Origin of the sequence: Methylobacterium segetis, from assembly GCF_004348265.1 — a bacterium.
Lineage (GTDB): Bacteria > Pseudomonadota > Alphaproteobacteria > Rhizobiales > Beijerinckiaceae > Methylobacterium > Methylobacterium segetis.
The window spans coordinates 1-14998 of the sequence record NZ_SMNT01000116.1; the positions used below are offsets into that span (position 1 = coordinate 1).

The window sequence follows — 14998 nt, forward strand, 5'->3', positions numbered from 1 at the left end:
GGAGGCGCTGAAGGCGGCGGACGTTCTGGAGGGGTCTGGGATCGGGGTGAGCGTTGCGGATGCGCGCTTTGCCAAGCCGCTGGACGAGGCGCTTCTTCTGGATCTGGCGGGCACGCACGAGCTTGTCGTGACGCTGGAGGAGGGCTCGGTGGGCGGGTTCGGGGCGATGGTCCTGCACCTGCTGGCGGAGCGGGGCGTTCTGGACACGGGCCGTGTGCGGGTCCGGACGATGACGCTGCCGGACCTGTACCAGGACCATGACAGCCCGGATCGGATGTACGCGGAGGCCGGGCTCGACGCCGCCTCCATCGTCAAGCTCGTCCAGGACACCCTCCCCGAGCGTAAGGTCCGGGAGGGCAACGTCGTCAGCGTCGGGCGCCGTCCCCGCTGAAGCGCGTTCAGACCGCCTCGCCGACCATGGCGAGGCGCTGCCGGTCGAGTTCCTCGCTGTAGCGCTTGAGGGTGTGGCTCTCGGTGAGCAGCCCGAGCACCCGCCGGCTCGCCTCGCCGTCCACGACGGCGAGCGCCTCGCTCTCCGACCGGTCGAAGGCGGCCGAGGCCTGCTTGGCGTTGAGGTCCGGCGTGAGGAAGTCGCTCGGGTAGCGCAGCACGTCGGCGAGCTTCGGCTCCTCGCCCTCCGCCTCGCGCGCGGCCGCGTGCGCCTCCGGCACGTTGACGATGCCGGCGTAGCGCCCCTCCCCGTCCACCACGATGACCCGCGAGGGCGAGCCGAGCGGGTGCGCGCGCAGGAAGCTCGGCATCGGCGTGTCGAGGGGCACGGGGCGGACGTCCTTGCGCATCAGCCGCCCGACGGTGAGCGAGCGGATCCAGCCGACATCGTGCGCGCTGCGGATGCTCTCCCCGCGCAGGTGGAAGCGCCAGGTGGCGAAGGAATAGCCGAAGGTCTTCCGGACCATCAGCGAGGAGGCGATGACGGCGACGAGCACCAGCCCCGCGATCGGGAAGCTGCCCGTCAGTTCGAGCGCCAGGAAGGTCATGGTGAGCGGGCCGCCGATCACCGCGACGGCGAGCGCGCTCATGCCGATGACGGCGTAGGCGAGCGGGGTCAGCCCGAAGGCCGCGAGGCCCGGCACCACCTCCGGCGCCATCAGGGCGAAGAGCTTGCCGGCGATGGCGCCGAGAAACAGCGAGGCGAAGAACAGGCCGCCGCGAAACCCGGAGCCGATCGAGATCGCCGTGGCGGTTGCCTTGCCGGCGAACAGGATCGCCAGCGCGGGGATGCCGGGGCCGTGCGCCTCGGCGAGGTGGAGGTGCAGCGCCCCGTGGCCGCCCGACAGGACCTGCGGGCTGATCGCGAGGGCGAGCAGCCCGACGCAGAGGCCGCCGGCGGCCGGCCCGGCAACGCGCGGCAGGCGCGTGGCGCGCACGCCCTGCTCGACCAGCGTGACGCCGCGCATGATCAGGATGGCGAGGCTCGCGCAGACGAGGCCGAGGGCGAGGCTCGGCAGGGTTGCGGCGGTAGTCAGCGGTTGCGTCGCGATCGCCTCGATGCCCGAGACGGCCACCAGCGGCGTGCCCGGCAGCAGCGTGCGCGCCACGACGCTCCCGCACAGGGCGGCGACCACGACGGGCGTCAGCGTCGCGATCGTGTACGTGCCGATGATCAGTTCGAACGCGTAGAAGGCGCCGGTGAGGGGCGCCCCGAAGGCGGCGGCGATGGCCGCGGCCGAGCCGCAGCCGACGAGCGTGCGCAGGTCGCCCCTGCGCATCTCGAACGAGAGGCCGAGCCGCGAGGCGATGCCGGCGCAGATCTGCGTGTAGCCCGCCTCCAGCCCCACCGAGGCGCCGCTGCCGTTGGAGATGACGTTCTGCAGGGCGACGTAGACGGAATCGCGCAGCGACATCCGCCCGCCATGGAGCGCGTTCGCCTCGATCGGATCGATCATCGGCCGCTTCCGCCCCCCGCGCCAGCGCCCCACCGCGAAGATGAGGAGCCCGAGCAGCGCCCCGCCGAAGGTCGGGCCGAGGACGAGGGCGAGGGGATCGACCTCGGCCGCCGCGCTGAGCCGCAAGCCCGCGGGCAGGTCGTAGAGCTGCTCGCGCAGGCTCTGGGTGACGACGTTCATCGCCGAGACGACGGCGCCCGCGATGCAGCCGGTCAGCGCCGCGAGCCCGATCAGGCCGGTCTCGCTCGCGCGCACCAGGGCGCGCAGCCGTCCCGGCGCCTGGATCAGCGTTCGCCCTCCTGGGAGACGGTGCGGCTTCGCGCGGGGCGTGGACATTGCGGGCGCGAGGTCCGTTCGCGGGTGGGCGCCCGCGGATCGCGCGGGCGAGGGCATGTTCACCAACGAACCTTGCTCCGGATTGGAGCCGCGGCCAGCCCCTTGCGCCGTCACCGAGGCCGGCGCCGGACGCGATCCACAGCCGCCGGATCCGCGTCACGCAGCGCTTGAAAAGCCCGCACGCCCGCGATACACCCCGCGCCAGTGCCGCCGTAGCTCAGTTGGTTAGAGCACCAGATTGTGGATCTGGGGGTCCCCCGTTCGAGCCGGGGCGGTGGTACCATCGATTTTCCGCAAGGACGCGAAGGGGCTGGCGCATCGCCGACCCCTTTTGCGTTGGCTGCGCCGCTCCAGATGGGGCTGCCCATCCGGGGCGAGATCTCCGGAAAATCAATCCTGCCGCGCCGATCGTGAAACTTTCGCCAGTGTCCGCGCGTAACGGGCCGGACGAGGGGAGTGCTCACTGAAATCTCAGGAGCCTCGATGCGTGTTCATCATCTTGCGGGCGTCCTGTTCTGTACAGTGGCAATGCCTGCCCTCGCACAGGACAGAACCCAACCGCGTTCCCAGCCGGCCCCGTCGGATCTCGCCAGCGATCGGAAGGCCGCCGAGATGAAGCGCGCCATCGAACTCGGACAGAGCCGGCAGAGGGAGACCGACGCGCGCAACTCGCGCATCTGGCGCCGGTGGGATTACGCGGTCTGCATCGGCTGCGGGCCGATGCCGAAGCGGATCCGGATCGTCTACACCACGCCCGCGCGCGTCCTCGCAGGTCACATCGCGGCCGATGACGACGAGGCTTTCGCGCGCCGCCGCACGCCGGGCGCACGCCTTCTGTGAGGCGATGACGGACGCGCTCCCCGCCTCCGTCTCGTCTTCGGACAGCCTCTCTGTTACGCTCGGCCCGGGAAGCACCGAACCGGGAGCCTTCATGCCCGCCGAGGTTCAGTTTACGGATGTGATGGGAGTGGCCGTGATCGCCCTGGCGCTGGTCGCGGCCTGCGTCGCGAACACCCGGTGGATCCCAAGAATATCCGAGGAGGAGCAGGAACTCCTCGCCGGCGGCTCGCTCCTCCTCGCCATCCTCGGCACGATCTTCGTGGCCTCGGAATAGGCAGGCGCCGCGGCCCCGACGGCCCGCTGCCTTTTGATGGAGATTTCCTCGGTCCCGGCGCGCACACTTCCCCGAAGTCGGGAGGCCGCCATGAGATTGAGGACGCCGATCCACAAGCCGATGATCGACGATGCGCAGGGCACGATCGCGGGCGGCGCCGTGGTTCTGCTGCTGCTCGCCGGAATCTCGCTGGGCTGGTTCTGAGCCACGGGTCGGGCGCGCGCGGCGGGATTCGTCCTGCCCCACGTCCGTTCGCGCGCGGACCGGGCCGCGCAGCATGATTTTTGCCTGTCCACCGGTCTCCAGCCACGGGAGACCGACCGCGTGTGGCCCTTCAGCCCGCTCCGTCACCACGTCCTCTACTGGCTCGCCAAGCGCGACGTGACCGCGGCCGACCGTGCCCTCGCGGCCGGCGACGCGGACCTCTCGGCGAAGCTCCTCGCCCGGGCGGACGCGCGCCTGCGCCGGGCCTGCGGCCTCGCCGCCTGAGCGCCGAACGAGACGAGGCCGCGCCCGCCGGTTTCGGCGGGCGCGGCCCCGGACCCGATCGGGTGTTTACTCGGCCGGCTGAAGAGCCGGGGCCGGCACGGCGGCGCGGGGCTTGCCGCCGAGCGCCTCGCGCAGGCGCGCCTCGTCGACCTCGCCCTCCCACCGGGCGACGACGATGCAGGCGACCGCGTTGCCGATGAAGTTCGTGAGCGCGCGGCACTCCGACATGAAGCGGTCGATGCCCAGGATCAGCGCCATGCCGACCACGGGCACCGAGGGCACCACGGCGAGCGTCGCGGCGAGGGTGATGAAGCCCGAGCCCGTGACGCCGGCCGCGCCCTTCGAGGAGAGCATCGCCACGAGGAGCAGCAGGGCCTGCTCGCCGAGCGAGAGCGGCGTGTCGGTGGCCTGCGCGATGAAGAGCGCCGCCATCGTCATGTAGATGTTGGTGCCGTCGAGGTTGAACGAGTAGCCGGTCGGCACGACGAGGCCGACGACGGGCCGCGAGCAGCCCGCCCGCTCCATCTTGTCGATGAGCGAGGGCAGCGCCGATTCCGACGAGGAGGTGCCGAGGACGAGGAGAAGCTCCTCCTTGATGTAGCGGACGAGCCGCACGATCGAGAAGCCGTTGTAGCGGGCGACCGCGCCGAGCACGACGAACACGAAGATCGCCGAGGTCAGGTAGAAGGCGCCGACGAGGTAGGCGAGGTTCGCCAGAGAGGCGATGCCGTACTTGCCGATGGTGAAGGCCATGGCGCCGAAGGCGCCGATCGGGGCGACCTTCATGATGATGTTGACGACGCCGAAGATCGCCTCGGAGAGCACCTTGATGATGTCGAGGACCGGCTTGCCGCGATCGCCCAGGAAGGCGAGGCCGAAGCCGAACAGCACCGAGAAGAACAGCACCTGCAGGATCTCGCCGCCCGAGAACGCGCCGACCGCGGTGGCCGGGATGATGTTCATCAGGAAGTCGACGATGCTCTGCTCCTTCGCCTTGCCGGCGTAGGTGGCAACCGCCTTCGGATCGAGCGATTTCGGGTCGATGTGCAGGCCGTGGCCGGGCTGGAGGACGTTGGCCACGATGAGGCCGACGATCAGCGCCAGGGTCGAGAAGGTCAGGAAGTAGATGAGCGCCTTGCCGCCGACGCGGCCGACCTTCTCGAGGTTCGTCATGCCGGCGATACCGGAGACCACGGTGAGGAAGATCACCGGCGCGATGATCATCTTGACGAGCTTGATGAAGGCGTCGCCGAGCGGCTTCATCTCGGAGCCGAGCTGCGGGTAGAAATGCCCGAGCAGAATGCCGATCGCCACGGCCACCAGCACCTGGAAATACAGGGTGCGGTAGATCGGCTTCGGCGCGGGCGGGGCGTGGGGCGCGGTGAGCGGTGACGGCACGGCGGCCATGGGGCGTTCTCCTCCGGTTTGACGATCAGGGATGAAGCGGCTCGCCTGCACGCGTCCGCTCTTGCTTTTGGCCTTCGGGCTTGCAGTCATGCCGACGGGGCAGGGCTGCGATACGCCGGGGGAATGGCAACCCCCGTGCCAGCCGGACGGCGATGTGAAGATTTCGTTAAATGCTTGAGATGAGAAGGATTTTTCTGGACGTGCCGGGTGGTGGCGAGGCCCGTCGTGCGGGCTTCCGCACGGGCATGCTCGAACCTGTCCGGAAATCCGCATTCGGCGGGCAAGCGTGACCGAAGGGGCGCGATCCGGAGTCGCGCGATCCGGAGCCGGCCCGGCGGCATCATCCTTCCGCCGCCGCTGGCTCTGGCTCGCGGCGCTCGCCGCCATGATCGCCGCGGCCTGGGCGGGCGGGCGCGCGGCCGAGCGCTCGGCGCTCGCCGATCTCGGGCGGGCAGCGCAATCGAGCCTGGCGCTGCAGGTCGGCGCGCTGCGGGCGGAGATGCAGCGCCAGACCGCCCTGCCCCGGGCGCTGGCGGCCGATCCGGAGATCGCCGCGATCCTGCGGCCGGAGGCGGACCCCGCCCTCCTCGCCCGCGTCAACGCGCGCCTCGCCGAGATCGCGGCGGCGACGGGGGCCGCCGTGATCTACGCGGTGCGGGCGGATGGCGAGACCGTGGCGGCGAGCAATGCGGGCGCCGCGCGCAGCTTCATCGGGCAGAGCTACGCCTTCCGCCCCTATTTCCGCCGCGCCATGGCGGAGGGCGCCGGATCGCAGTTCGCCCTCGGGACCGTGAGCGGGCGCCCCGGCTTCTACCTCGCGCGGCGCCTCGCCGACGCCAGCGGGGTCGTGGTCGTCAAGATCGAGTTCGACGCGGTCGAGGCCGGCTGGCGCGAGGCCGGGGAGAGCCTCTTCGTTGCGGACGGGCGCGGCATCGTGCTCGTCGCGAGCGAGCCGGCGTGGCGCTTCCGGGCGCTGCGGCCGGTTCCGCCCGACGAGCGGGCGCGGATCCGCGAGAGCCTGGAATTCGGCGGCGCGCCCCTCGATCCCCTGCCCCTTCATCCCGTCGCGGGAGAGGCGGATCTCGTGCGCGTCGGCGGCACCGGGCAGCCGGCGTGGCGCGCCCTCCTGCACGACGCGGCCGTTCCGGACACCGAATGGCGGCTCTACGCGCTCACCCCCGTCGGACCCGCGGTTGAGCGCGAGCGGCTCCAGGGGGCGGTGATCGCGCTGCTCGCCACCGGCCTCGCCGCGCTCGGCCTCGCCATGGTGCTCGGACGGCGCGAGCGGACGCGGGCGCGCCTGCGCGAGGCGGCGGCCCGGCGCGAGGACCTGGAGGCGCGGGTCGCCGAGCGCACGCATGCCTTGAGCGAAGCGAACCGCCGGTTGCGCGCCGAGGCCGAGGAGCGGGCGCGCGCGGAGGCCGAGCGCGAGCGCCTGGGCCGCGAGCTCGCCCAGGCCGGGCGGCTTGCCGCCCTCGGCCAGTTCGCGGCGAGCATGGCCCACGAGATCAACCAGCCGCTCGCCGCGATCCGCTCCTACGCCGACAACACCGCGATCCTCGTTCGCCGGGGGCGCGTCGAGGACGCCGCCGAGAATGTCGGCGCCATCGGCCGCCTGACCGACCGGATCGGGGCGCTCACGCGCCAGCTCAAGGGCTTCGCCCGCCGCGCCTCCGGGCGCCGCGAGCCGGTGCTGCTCGCCGAGATCGTCCGCAACAGCCTCGAACTGGTGGAGGGCCGCGCGACGGCCGCTGGCATCGCGCTCGCGGTCGAGAGCCCCCCCGCCGACCTCGCCGTGCTCGGCGACGGGCCGCGCCTGGAGCAGGTCTTGGTCAACCTCCTGCAGAACGCCCTCGATGCCGTCGCGGGGGGGCCGGAGCCCCGCGTCGGCCTCGCGATTCTCGCGGAGGGAACCCGCGTCGCGGTCGAGGTGGCGGACAACGGCTCCGGGATCCCGGAGGCGCAGCGCGCGCAGGTGTTCGACGCCTTCTTCACGACGAAGTCCGACGGCCTCGGCCTCGGCCTCGCCATCGCCCGCGGGATCGTGGAGGATTGCGGCGGCACCCTGACGGTGCGCGGCAACGAGCCGGCCGGCACCATCTTCCGGATGGAACTCGCCCGCGCGGCGGCGCAGGCGGCGGAGAGCGCTGCGTGAGCGAGACGATCCCTGACCGGTCGGAGCGGATCGTCTTCGTCGACGACGAGGCGGACGTGCGCCGGGCGAACCGCCAGAGCCTCGAACTCGACGGCTTCGTGGTCGAGCTGTTCGACGCCGCCGAGCCCGCGCTCTCGGCGATCCTGTCCGACCCGCCGGGCGTCGTCGTCAGCGACGTGCGCCTGCCCGGGCTCGACGGGCGCGGCCTCTTCGAGCGCATCCGTGCCGCCGACCCGGATCTGCCCGTGATCCTGATCACCGGCCACGGCGACATCTCGATGGCGGTCGGCGCCATGCGCGAGGGCGCCTACGACTTCCTCGCCAAGCCCTACCCGGCCGAGGCGCTGATCGCCTCCGTCCGCCGCGCCCTCGACCGCCGTCGCCTGACGCTGGAGAACCGCCGCCTGCGGGCGCGGCTGGAGGAGGCGGTGGAGGCCGACCCCGCTTTCCTCGGCGTCTCGCCCGAGATGGTGCGCCTGCGCCGCCTCGTGCGCGACGTGGCCGGGGCCGACGTCGACGTGCTGGTGCTCGGCGAGACCGGGTCCGGCAAGGAGGTGGTGGCGAGCGCGCTCCACCGCTGGAGCCGGCGTGCGCCGAAGAACTTCGTGGCCATGAATTGCGGCGCGCTGCCCGACACGGTGGTCGAGAGCGAGCTCTTCGGCCACGAGGCCGGAGCCTTCACCGGCGCCCTCAAGCGCCGCGTCGGCCGCATCGAGCACGCGCACGGGGGCACGCTCTTCCTCGACGAGATCGAGAGCATGCCGCTCAATCTCCAGGTCAAGCTCCTGCGCGTCCTGCAGGAGCGCACGGTCGAGCCGCTCGGCACCAATGAGATCCGGCCCGTCGACATGCGGGTCGTGGCCGCGACCAAGGTCGATCTCGGTCAGGCGGCAGCGCAGGGAACCTTCCGCGACGACCTGTTCCACCGCCTCAACGTCATCACGATCGCGATCCCGCCGCTGCGCGACCGGCGGGAGGATGTCCTGCTCCTGTTCCAGCACTTCCTCGGCCGGGCCGCCGCCCGGTTCAACCGGGAGCCGCCCGCGCTCAACGCGGCGATCCGCGAGCATCTCCTCGGCCATTCCTGGCCGGGCAACGTGCGCGAGCTCGGCCACTACGCGGAGCGGTGCGCGCTGGGCTTTGCCGGAACGCCGGAGGCCGCGGCGGACAGTGTCGCGGGGCGGACGCTGGCCGAGCAGGTCGACCGCTTCGAGCGCGACCTGATCCGCGACGAGCTGATCATGGCCGGCGGCGACGTGCGCGTCGCGGCCGAGCACCTCGGAACGCCGCGAAAGACCCTCTACGACAAGATCGCCCGGCACGGTCTGACGCCGACCGATTACCGGTGAGGGGCGAGGCCGTGCCCGGATGTTGCCCACAACCGCCACGCCGCCGCCACAACCTCGGCCGTGTTGTCGCCACATCTGTCAACATAGATCCTCTTAACGGGCGTCGTTAACGGCGCGTTGCAGAGGGACTGAGTCGCACAGATGCGGGGTCGCACGGTCGGATCGCCACGAACCACCTCCCCGAAGCCCCGTTTCGGCACGGGCCCCGCCGCCCCATCCGATGCCCTCACCCTGAGCCCGCAGGTCGCCCGCGACCACGGCAGCCGCCCCGCCCTCACCCGCTCCGTCCTCACCGTCGCACTCTTTGCGGGCGGCATCTCGGCGGTGCTGTTCGGTTCGGGCACGGAGCTGGCCAAGATCGGCCTGCAGCAGGCCCTGCCCTCGGCCCAGGCCGCGACCGAACTCGTGATGCCGCGCCCCCGCGTCCAGACGAGCGCGGTGCCGATCCTTGATCCGCCGCCGACCGTGCTCACCGCGTCCGCCGCTTTCGCCCCCGTCCACGATCTCGACACCGAACTCGGCTCGAACGCGGTCGACCGCGTCTCCTACGATTACCTGCTCTCCGAGAGCGCCGTCGGCGACCCGAACGACATCCTCGAATTCGGGCCCATGAAGATCCGCCGCCACCTTGTCCAGAAGATCGTGCGCGCGGCCCAATCCGTTCAGACGGACCCGGTGCTGCTGATGGCGGTCGCCGACAAGGAATCGAGCTTCATCACGGCGGTCCAGGCCAAGACCTCCTCGGCCACCGGCCTCTACCAGTTCATCGAGCGCACCTGGCTCGGCGTGGTCCGCGATTTCGGCGCCAAGTACGGTCTCTCCCAGGAAGCCGGCCTCGTCGTTCAGGACGGCAACGACCGGCCCTCCGTGGCCGACCCGGCCGAGCGCGCCCGCATCCTCGAACTGCGCCGCGACCCCTATCTCTCCGCCCTCATGGCCGGCGAAATGCTGAAGCGCGACGCCGCCCGCATCAGCCTGCGGATCGGCCGCGAACTCTCGCTGGGCGAAGTGTACCTCGCCCACTTCCTCGGCCCGGACGATGCCGAGGAGTTCCTGGCCAACGTCGTCGACAAGCCGAAGGCTGCGGCCGCCAAGCTCCTGCCGGGCCCGGCCAGGGCGAACCGCTCGATCTTCTTCGCCTCCGGCTCAGGCCGCCGCCGCAAGCCCGTCAGCCTCTCGGTGGCGCAGGTGCACGAGAAGTTCGAGGCGATGATGAGCAGCCGCGGCGAGCGCTATCGCGATGTCCGCGCCGTCTCCGGCGTCATGGCCTACGCGGACACCGCCGCCGAGTGACCGGTTGCGCACCGGGCGGCCCCTGTCCGGGTGCCGATTCGGTATTGTTTCGCAACTCGCGGCCGATTCCCGACTTTCCCCACGGGAGGCCGCGCGACCGCGCAAAGCCGCGGCGAACAGAGCGGGGGATCGGGCGTGACGAGAGTGAAGCATCAGGCATCGGTGAGCGGGAGCCGTCCGCGGCGGCCCGTCGAGACCCTGACGCCCGGGATCCCCCTCGATCAGATCGGCCAGACCCTCGCCTCCTTCTACGACACCCTGGTCGCCGAGGGCGTGCCGGAGCACCTCGCCGTTCTGGTGCGCCGGGTACGCCAATCCGAAACGGACGCGGATCAGGAGCGCGAAGCCGCCTCCTCCCATCCCGGCGCCGGGGGCACACGCCTCGCGCTCGTGGTGGAGGATGAGCCGGAGATCCGGGCGCTCGCGGAGACGCTCTTGGAGGAAACCGAGCTCAGCGTCGTCGGCTGCGACAGCGCGGAGGCCGCCCTCGCCGTCCTGCAGGCTCGCGGCGGGGAGGTGGCCCTCGTCTTCGCCGACGTGCGCCTCGCGGGCGAGATGGACGGGCTGCAACTCGCCCGGGCCGTCTCGACCCTGTGGCCGCGGGCGCGCCTCGTCATCACCTCCGGCCGGGCGGTTTCCCGCCCCGACGTGCCCGACCACGCCGTCTTCATCCCTAAGCCCTGGCGGCCCCTCGACGTCCTCGTCGAGGCTGAGCGCGCCTCGAACGCCCCGCCCCCGCCCGTGACTTGAAGCGGAGCCGCCGCGGGAACGGCCGCCGGTCGCGATCCGCACGCAAGCTCGGCCTGGGCGCACCTCTTGCATCGCAGAAGCGCGGGCCGCGCGGCCCGCGCGGAGCCGTCACGCTTTGCCGATCCTGTCCGTCCGCCACGTCACGACCTACCGCTACCGGCGCCCCGTCGCCTTCGGTGAGCATCGGATCCTGTTCCGGCCCCGCGACAGCTACGACCAGCGGCTGATCGAGGTCAGCCTCGACATCGAGCCGGAGCCGAGAAGCCTGCGCTGGATGTTCGACGTCTTCGGCAATTGCGTCGCGGTGGCGACTTTCGCGGAGGAGGCGGCGACGCTGCGCTTCACCTGCGGCATCACGCTCGCGCACGCGCCGGAGCACGCGCCCGTCTTCCCGCTGGCGCCGCATGCCACGCATTACCCCTTCGGCTACGGCGCCGAGGACATGCCCGACCTGATCCGCTCCATCGAGCGCCACTACCCCGATCCGCACCACGAGATCGATGCCTGGGCCCGCAGCTTCATCCCGGCCGAGGGCCGCGTGCCGACGCAGGACCTCCTCGCGGCGATGACCCGCGGCGTGCGCCGGGACTTCACCTACAGCGCCCGCCCGGAGAAGGGCGTGCAGGACCCGGTGACGACGCTGCGGACGCGGCGCGGCAGCTGCCGCGACTTCGCGCTCCTGATGATGGAAGGCGTGCGCGCCCTCGGCATGGCCGCCCGCTTCGTCTCCGGATACCTCTACACGCCGCGCGGCAATTGGGAGGGGCATGTCGGCGGCGGCTCGACCCATGCCTGGCTGCAGGTCTACCTGCCCGGCGCCGGCTGGATCGAGTTCGACCCGACGAACGGCATCGTCGGCGGCCGCGATCTCATCCGCGTCGCCGTGGCCCGCGACCCGCGGCAGGCCATCCCGCTCCACGGCACCTATTTCGGCTGCGCGGACGACGATCTCGGCATGAGCGTCGAGGTCGATGTGGCCGAGTCCGACGGCCTGCCCTCCGGAGAGAGGGATGCGGGAGCCGGGTCGGATCTCGCCGCGCGCCTGCCCTGCCCGGCCGAGTGAACGCCCCGCGCCGCCCCTACCGAAGGGGTAGGGGCCTACACCCTTCGGGGTGCGCCACCGCACAGGTCACGCCAGAAAAAGGCGCCGCGAGGATTAAGACCGCGCCTTGGGTACAAAATCTTCACCGCTGGTTGGAACCCACGGCAACGCTTGCGCTTGTATAGCAAAGGTTACTGCACAGGTAGGCTCCACCATGAAGACCCTCGCCAGCGCTTTCGCGGGACTCCTCGGCGTCTGTGTTCTTGCCACCGGCCCGGCCGCGGCGTTTTCCTCGTACGATCCCTACGGGAGCGACGCGGACGATTACTACGCCGAGCAGTCCGACGTGTTCGGCGGCTACCGGCGCCAGCCGGCGCAGCAGGCCCAGCCCGGCTACGCCTACGGGCAGCCTGGTTACGGGCAGGGCGTGCAGGCCGCGCCGCAGGCGCAGGTGCAGCCGATCCCGCGCGAGATCGTCGCCTTCAGCGGCGCCTACAAGCCCGGCACCATCGTCGTCTCCACGAGCGAGCGCCGGCTCTACCTCGTGATGCCGAACGGCGAGGCGATCCGCTACGGCGTCGGCGTCGGCCGTCCGGGCTTCACGTGGTCGGGCACGAAGACGATCACCGCCAAGCGCGAGTGGCCGTCCTGGACGCCCCCCGCCGCGATGCTGGCCCGCCGTCCCGACCTTCCGCGCTACATGGCCGGCGGCATCGAGAACCCGCTCGGCGCCCGCGCCATGTACATCGGCAACACCGAGTACCGCATCCACGGCTCGAACGAGCCGGACACGATCGGCCAGGCGGTGTCCTCGGGTTGCATCCGCATGACGAACGAGGACGTCACGGACCTCTACGATCGCGTGAAGGTCGGCGCGAAAGTCGTTGTCCTGAATTAAGGATCCGAGACGACGGCCTCTCAGGACGCTGCTCGCACGAGACTTGAGAAGGCCGCGCCATCCCGTTGATGGCGCGGCCTTTTCGCGTCTTCGACCCTCTGTCTCAGGGTGCGACGCGGCCGACGGCTGTCTGCGGCGTGCTGAACGAGGCGATCGGCATGTCGCAGAAGCAGCGCGCGCCGAGCGGCCGCGGGCCCGGGAGCGGGCAGGAATAGGGCTGCGGGCCGCTCAAGCCCTGCTGGATCGCGTCGCAATTGTAGCCCACGGGGCCGCCGCGCGGGCCGGGGCCGGACAGGCGCTCCTCGCGGTAGGGACGCCGGGGCGGCGGCGGGCCGTAGCCGTCGTCATACTGGGCCTCGGCGATTTGCGCTCCGAGGAGGCCGGCGATCAGGCCGGCGGCGAGGCCGAGGCGTTGGGCGGGTCGCATGGCGGTTCTGTCCTTCTCTCCGGATGGGCCGGCCCCGCTGAGGCGGCGTGATGCCCCCTCCCCCGCAATGCGGGCAAAAGCGAGACGGCCCGCCCCGCGGGGCGGGACGGGCCGTCGAGGACGCGTGGCGCGGGCCGCTCGCCCGCGCGGCGGCTATGTCAGGACGTCGCCTTGCGGGTGGCGGCCTCGGCATCCCGCGAGGTCTGCTGGGCAGCCTCGGCGCCCTGCTCCATGGCCCGGCGGGCATGGTCGGCGCCCTCCTGCATCGCGGCCTTGGCCTTCTCGGCGCTCTCCTGCATCGCGCTCTGGGCGAGGCCGCCGAACTCCTTGGCCTGCGCCTGGATCGCGGCGAACTGGCTGCGGACGAACTCGGCCTGATGCTGCATCGCCTCCTGGATGTCGCGCGAGCGGACGATCTTCTGGGCGAGATCGAAGGCCGCGTTGACGTTCTGCTCGGCGAACTCGAAGCCGCGGGACGAGATGTCCTTGGCGTTGGTGCGCGCGGTCTCGGTCGAGCCCTGCACCGTATCGGCTGTGCGCCGCGCGGCGCCGATGAAGCTGTCGAAGGCCTTGCGGGCCTGATCCACGCTCTTCTCGGCGAAGTCGCGCATCTCGGTGGGCACCTCGTAATTGGGCGTGTTGCTCATGGTCGTCTCCTCTCCGAATCAGTGATTCTGCATTGTGCACTGCACAATAGCACCTTTGGCGTCCCCATGGCACCCGGCGAGCGGAGCGGGACCATTAAGGTTGACATGAGGTAAACGTGTGACGCGCGCTTGAAGTGTCCACCATCCCGGGGCAGTTCAGCGTACGAAATTGAGCGCGGTAACGCAGATTTTTCGAGCCAGACAGGTCCGCATGACCGAAGACGGGTCCGCACCGGACAAAAGCCTCGCGAACGATCCGGTCGCTCCCGCCCTGGATTCCTGGGCGCGGGAGCCGCGCCTCGCCGCCCTCCTGGCCGATCCGGGTCGCGCCTTCGCGATCCTCGACGCGGAGGGCGCGCATCTCCTCGAGGCGTCGGCGCCGGCGCGGCCCTGGGCGGCCGGCCTGTTCGATCCGGCGGGCGCCGCCGCCTCCCGCCTCGGCCTTCCCGGCCAGATCCGCCGGGCCGCGCTGCCCGCCGAGGGGTCGCGCCTCGTGCGCCTGCGCCTCGATCCCCGCGGGATCGCCCCGCCCGTCCCCTGCCTCCTGGCGCGCGGCCGCCTCGCGAACGGCGAGGCCGCGCTTCTCCTCGTCCCGATGGAGTCGCTCCCGGCCGCGCGCCGCCGAGAGCCCCGGCCGGACGTTCCGCTGCCCGTGGCCGAGGCCGAAGCCGTCAGCGTCGCCCCCGACGAGGTCAGCCGCCCGGCGGAGCCTGCCGCGCGGCCGCGGCCGGGCGACCGCTTCGTCTGGCGCAGCGACGGTTCCGATCTGATCACGCAGGTCTCGGGTGGCCCGGAGGCGGCCCTCGCGCCACTCCTCCTCGGGCGATCCTGGTCCGCCCTGGCGCGGGACGGCGTCCTGCGCGAGGGCGAACCGCTCCTCGCCGCGCTCGCGGAGCGGCGCACCTTTCGCGGCGTTCCCGCCGGGATCGCGCTCGGGGAGGCGGTCGAGTCGATCAACGTCGAGATCTCCGGGGCGCCCCTCGGCCGCAACGGGCACCCTTTCACCGGATACGGCGGCTTCGGCCTCGTGCGGGCGGCGGCAGGATCCCCTGCGCAAGCGGACCCGGAGCCCGCGTCCGGCCGGGCCGAGGCGGGCGCGATCCCGGTCTCCCTCGGAGCGGACGAGGGCGGGCCGGCTCCCGCGGCGGATGTTCCCGCCCTCGGCGATGCGACCCTCCTGTCGG

The 14998-nt window shown here is 71.8% G+C and carries 14 protein-coding genes, 1 tRNA gene and 1 pseudogene; 12 read left to right on the forward strand and 4 right to left on the reverse strand.

From position 1 onward, the window contains the following. On the forward strand, positions 1 to 391 hold a 391-nt coding region (locus E1J50_RS22540), incomplete at its 5' end, for a transketolase C-terminal domain-containing protein (protein WP_281024589.1). 7 nt (positions 392 to 398) lie between these two features. Here the strand turns inward: E1J50_RS22540 and E1J50_RS22545 are convergent. Beyond that, positions 399 to 2243, reverse strand: a complete 1845-nt coding sequence (locus E1J50_RS22545; RefSeq protein ID WP_132256013.1) for a chloride channel protein — start codon at positions 2241 to 2243, stop codon at positions 399 to 401. A 206-nt stretch (positions 2244 to 2449) separates the two neighbouring features. On the opposite strand from E1J50_RS22545, the gene E1J50_RS22550 reads away from it, so the two are divergent. The 4 genes from E1J50_RS22550 (at position 2450) to E1J50_RS27545 (ending at position 3846) form a co-directional block, all read left to right on the forward strand. Continuing rightward, positions 2450 to 2526 (forward strand) — tRNA-His (locus E1J50_RS22550). A 329-nt stretch (positions 2527 to 2855) separates the two neighbouring features. Then, complete coding sequence (locus tag E1J50_RS22555; protein WP_132256014.1) at positions 2856 to 3083, forward strand: hypothetical protein; 228 nt, start codon at positions 2856 to 2858, stop codon at positions 3081 to 3083. A gap of 91 nt (positions 3084 to 3174) precedes the next feature. Continuing rightward, on the forward strand, positions 3175 to 3357 hold the full coding sequence (locus E1J50_RS22560) for a hypothetical protein (RefSeq protein ID WP_132256015.1): 183 nt from the start codon (positions 3175 to 3177) through the stop codon (positions 3355 to 3357). Positions 3358 to 3681: 324 nt separating this feature from the next. Continuing rightward, positions 3682 to 3846, forward strand: coding sequence for a hypothetical protein (locus E1J50_RS27545; protein ID WP_162560738.1), 165 nt, complete (start codon positions 3682 to 3684; stop codon positions 3844 to 3846). A gap of 66 nt (positions 3847 to 3912) precedes the next feature. Here E1J50_RS27545 and E1J50_RS22565 read toward each other — a convergent pair whose 3' ends face one another. Further along, on the reverse strand, positions 3913 to 5253 hold the full coding sequence (locus E1J50_RS22565) for a dicarboxylate/amino acid:cation symporter (RefSeq protein ID WP_132256016.1): 1341 nt from the start codon (positions 5251 to 5253) through the stop codon (positions 3913 to 3915). A 385-nt stretch (positions 5254 to 5638) separates the two neighbouring features. On the opposite strand from E1J50_RS22565, the gene E1J50_RS22570 reads away from it, so the two are divergent. From E1J50_RS22570 to E1J50_RS22595, 6 genes are all read left to right on the forward strand, one after another. After that, positions 5639 to 7408, forward strand: coding sequence for a sensor histidine kinase (locus E1J50_RS22570; RefSeq protein ID WP_132256017.1), 1770 nt, complete (start codon positions 5639 to 5641; stop codon positions 7406 to 7408). After that, entirely contained in the window at positions 7405 to 8757 is a 1353-nt protein-coding gene (locus tag E1J50_RS22575) for a sigma-54-dependent transcriptional regulator (RefSeq protein WP_425374959.1), read from the forward strand. The genes E1J50_RS22570 and E1J50_RS22575 overlap by 4 nt, the downstream gene beginning before the upstream one ends. Positions 8758 to 8898: 141 nt before the next feature. Next, entirely contained in the window at positions 8899 to 10050 is a 1152-nt protein-coding gene (locus E1J50_RS22580) for a transglycosylase SLT domain-containing protein (protein ID WP_132256018.1), read from the forward strand. 210 nt (positions 10051 to 10260) lie between these two features. After that, on the forward strand, positions 10261 to 10800 hold the full coding sequence (locus E1J50_RS22585) for a response regulator (RefSeq protein WP_132256024.1): 540 nt from the start codon (positions 10261 to 10263) through the stop codon (positions 10798 to 10800). A 115-nt stretch (positions 10801 to 10915) separates the two neighbouring features. Continuing rightward, entirely contained in the window at positions 10916 to 11863 is a 948-nt protein-coding gene (locus tag E1J50_RS22590; protein WP_132256019.1) for a transglutaminase family protein, read from the forward strand. 193 nt (positions 11864 to 12056) lie between these two features. Beyond that, complete coding sequence (locus tag E1J50_RS22595; RefSeq protein WP_132256020.1) at positions 12057 to 12740, forward strand: L,D-transpeptidase; 684 nt, start codon at positions 12057 to 12059, stop codon at positions 12738 to 12740. Between the two features lie 103 nt (positions 12741 to 12843). On the opposite strand, the gene E1J50_RS22600 is transcribed toward E1J50_RS22595, so the two are convergent. Both E1J50_RS22600 and E1J50_RS22605 read right to left on the reverse strand, forming a co-directional pair. Further along, on the reverse strand, positions 12844 to 13167 hold the full coding sequence (locus E1J50_RS22600; RefSeq protein WP_132256021.1) for a hypothetical protein: 324 nt from the start codon (positions 13165 to 13167) through the stop codon (positions 12844 to 12846). Positions 13168 to 13325: 158 nt separating this feature from the next. Further along, positions 13326 to 13814 carry a phasin gene (locus E1J50_RS22605; RefSeq protein ID WP_132256022.1) on the reverse strand — a complete coding sequence of 163 codons (489 nt, stop codon included), beginning with the start codon at positions 13812 to 13814 and terminating at the stop codon, positions 13326 to 13328. A 211-nt stretch (positions 13815 to 14025) separates the two neighbouring features. On the opposite strand from E1J50_RS22605, the pseudogene E1J50_RS22610 reads away from it, so the two are divergent. Next, positions 14026 to 14998, forward strand: a pseudogene (locus E1J50_RS22610) (PAS domain-containing protein); the annotation flags it as partial.

Excerpts from the sequence above, each read along its gene's own strand:
- E1J50_RS22545 (WP_132256013.1), bottom strand. The coding sequence starts at position 2,243 with ATGTCCACGCCCCGCGCGAAGCCGCACCGTCTCCCAGGAGGGCGAACG.
- E1J50_RS22555 (WP_132256014.1), top strand. The coding sequence starts at position 2,856 with ATGAAGCGCGCCATCGAACTCGGACAGAGCCGGCAGAGGGAGACCGAC.
- E1J50_RS22560 (WP_132256015.1), top strand. The coding sequence starts at position 3,175 with ATGCCCGCCGAGGTTCAGTTTACGGATGTGATGGGAGTGGCCGTGATC.
- E1J50_RS22565 (WP_132256016.1), bottom strand. The coding sequence starts at position 5,253 with ATGGCCGCCGTGCCGTCACCGCTCACCGCGCCCCACGCCCCGCCCGCG.
- E1J50_RS22570 (WP_132256017.1), top strand. The coding sequence starts at position 5,639 with ATGATCGCCGCGGCCTGGGCGGGCGGGCGCGCGGCCGAGCGCTCGGCG.
- E1J50_RS22580 (WP_132256018.1), top strand. The coding sequence starts at position 8,899 with ATGCGGGGTCGCACGGTCGGATCGCCACGAACCACCTCCCCGAAGCCC.
- E1J50_RS22595 (WP_132256020.1), top strand. The coding sequence starts at position 12,057 with ATGAAGACCCTCGCCAGCGCTTTCGCGGGACTCCTCGGCGTCTGTGTT.
- E1J50_RS22600 (WP_132256021.1), bottom strand. The coding sequence starts at position 13,167 with ATGCGACCCGCCCAACGCCTCGGCCTCGCCGCCGGCCTGATCGCCGGC.
- E1J50_RS22605 (WP_132256022.1), bottom strand. The coding sequence starts at position 13,814 with ATGAGCAACACGCCCAATTACGAGGTGCCCACCGAGATGCGCGACTTC.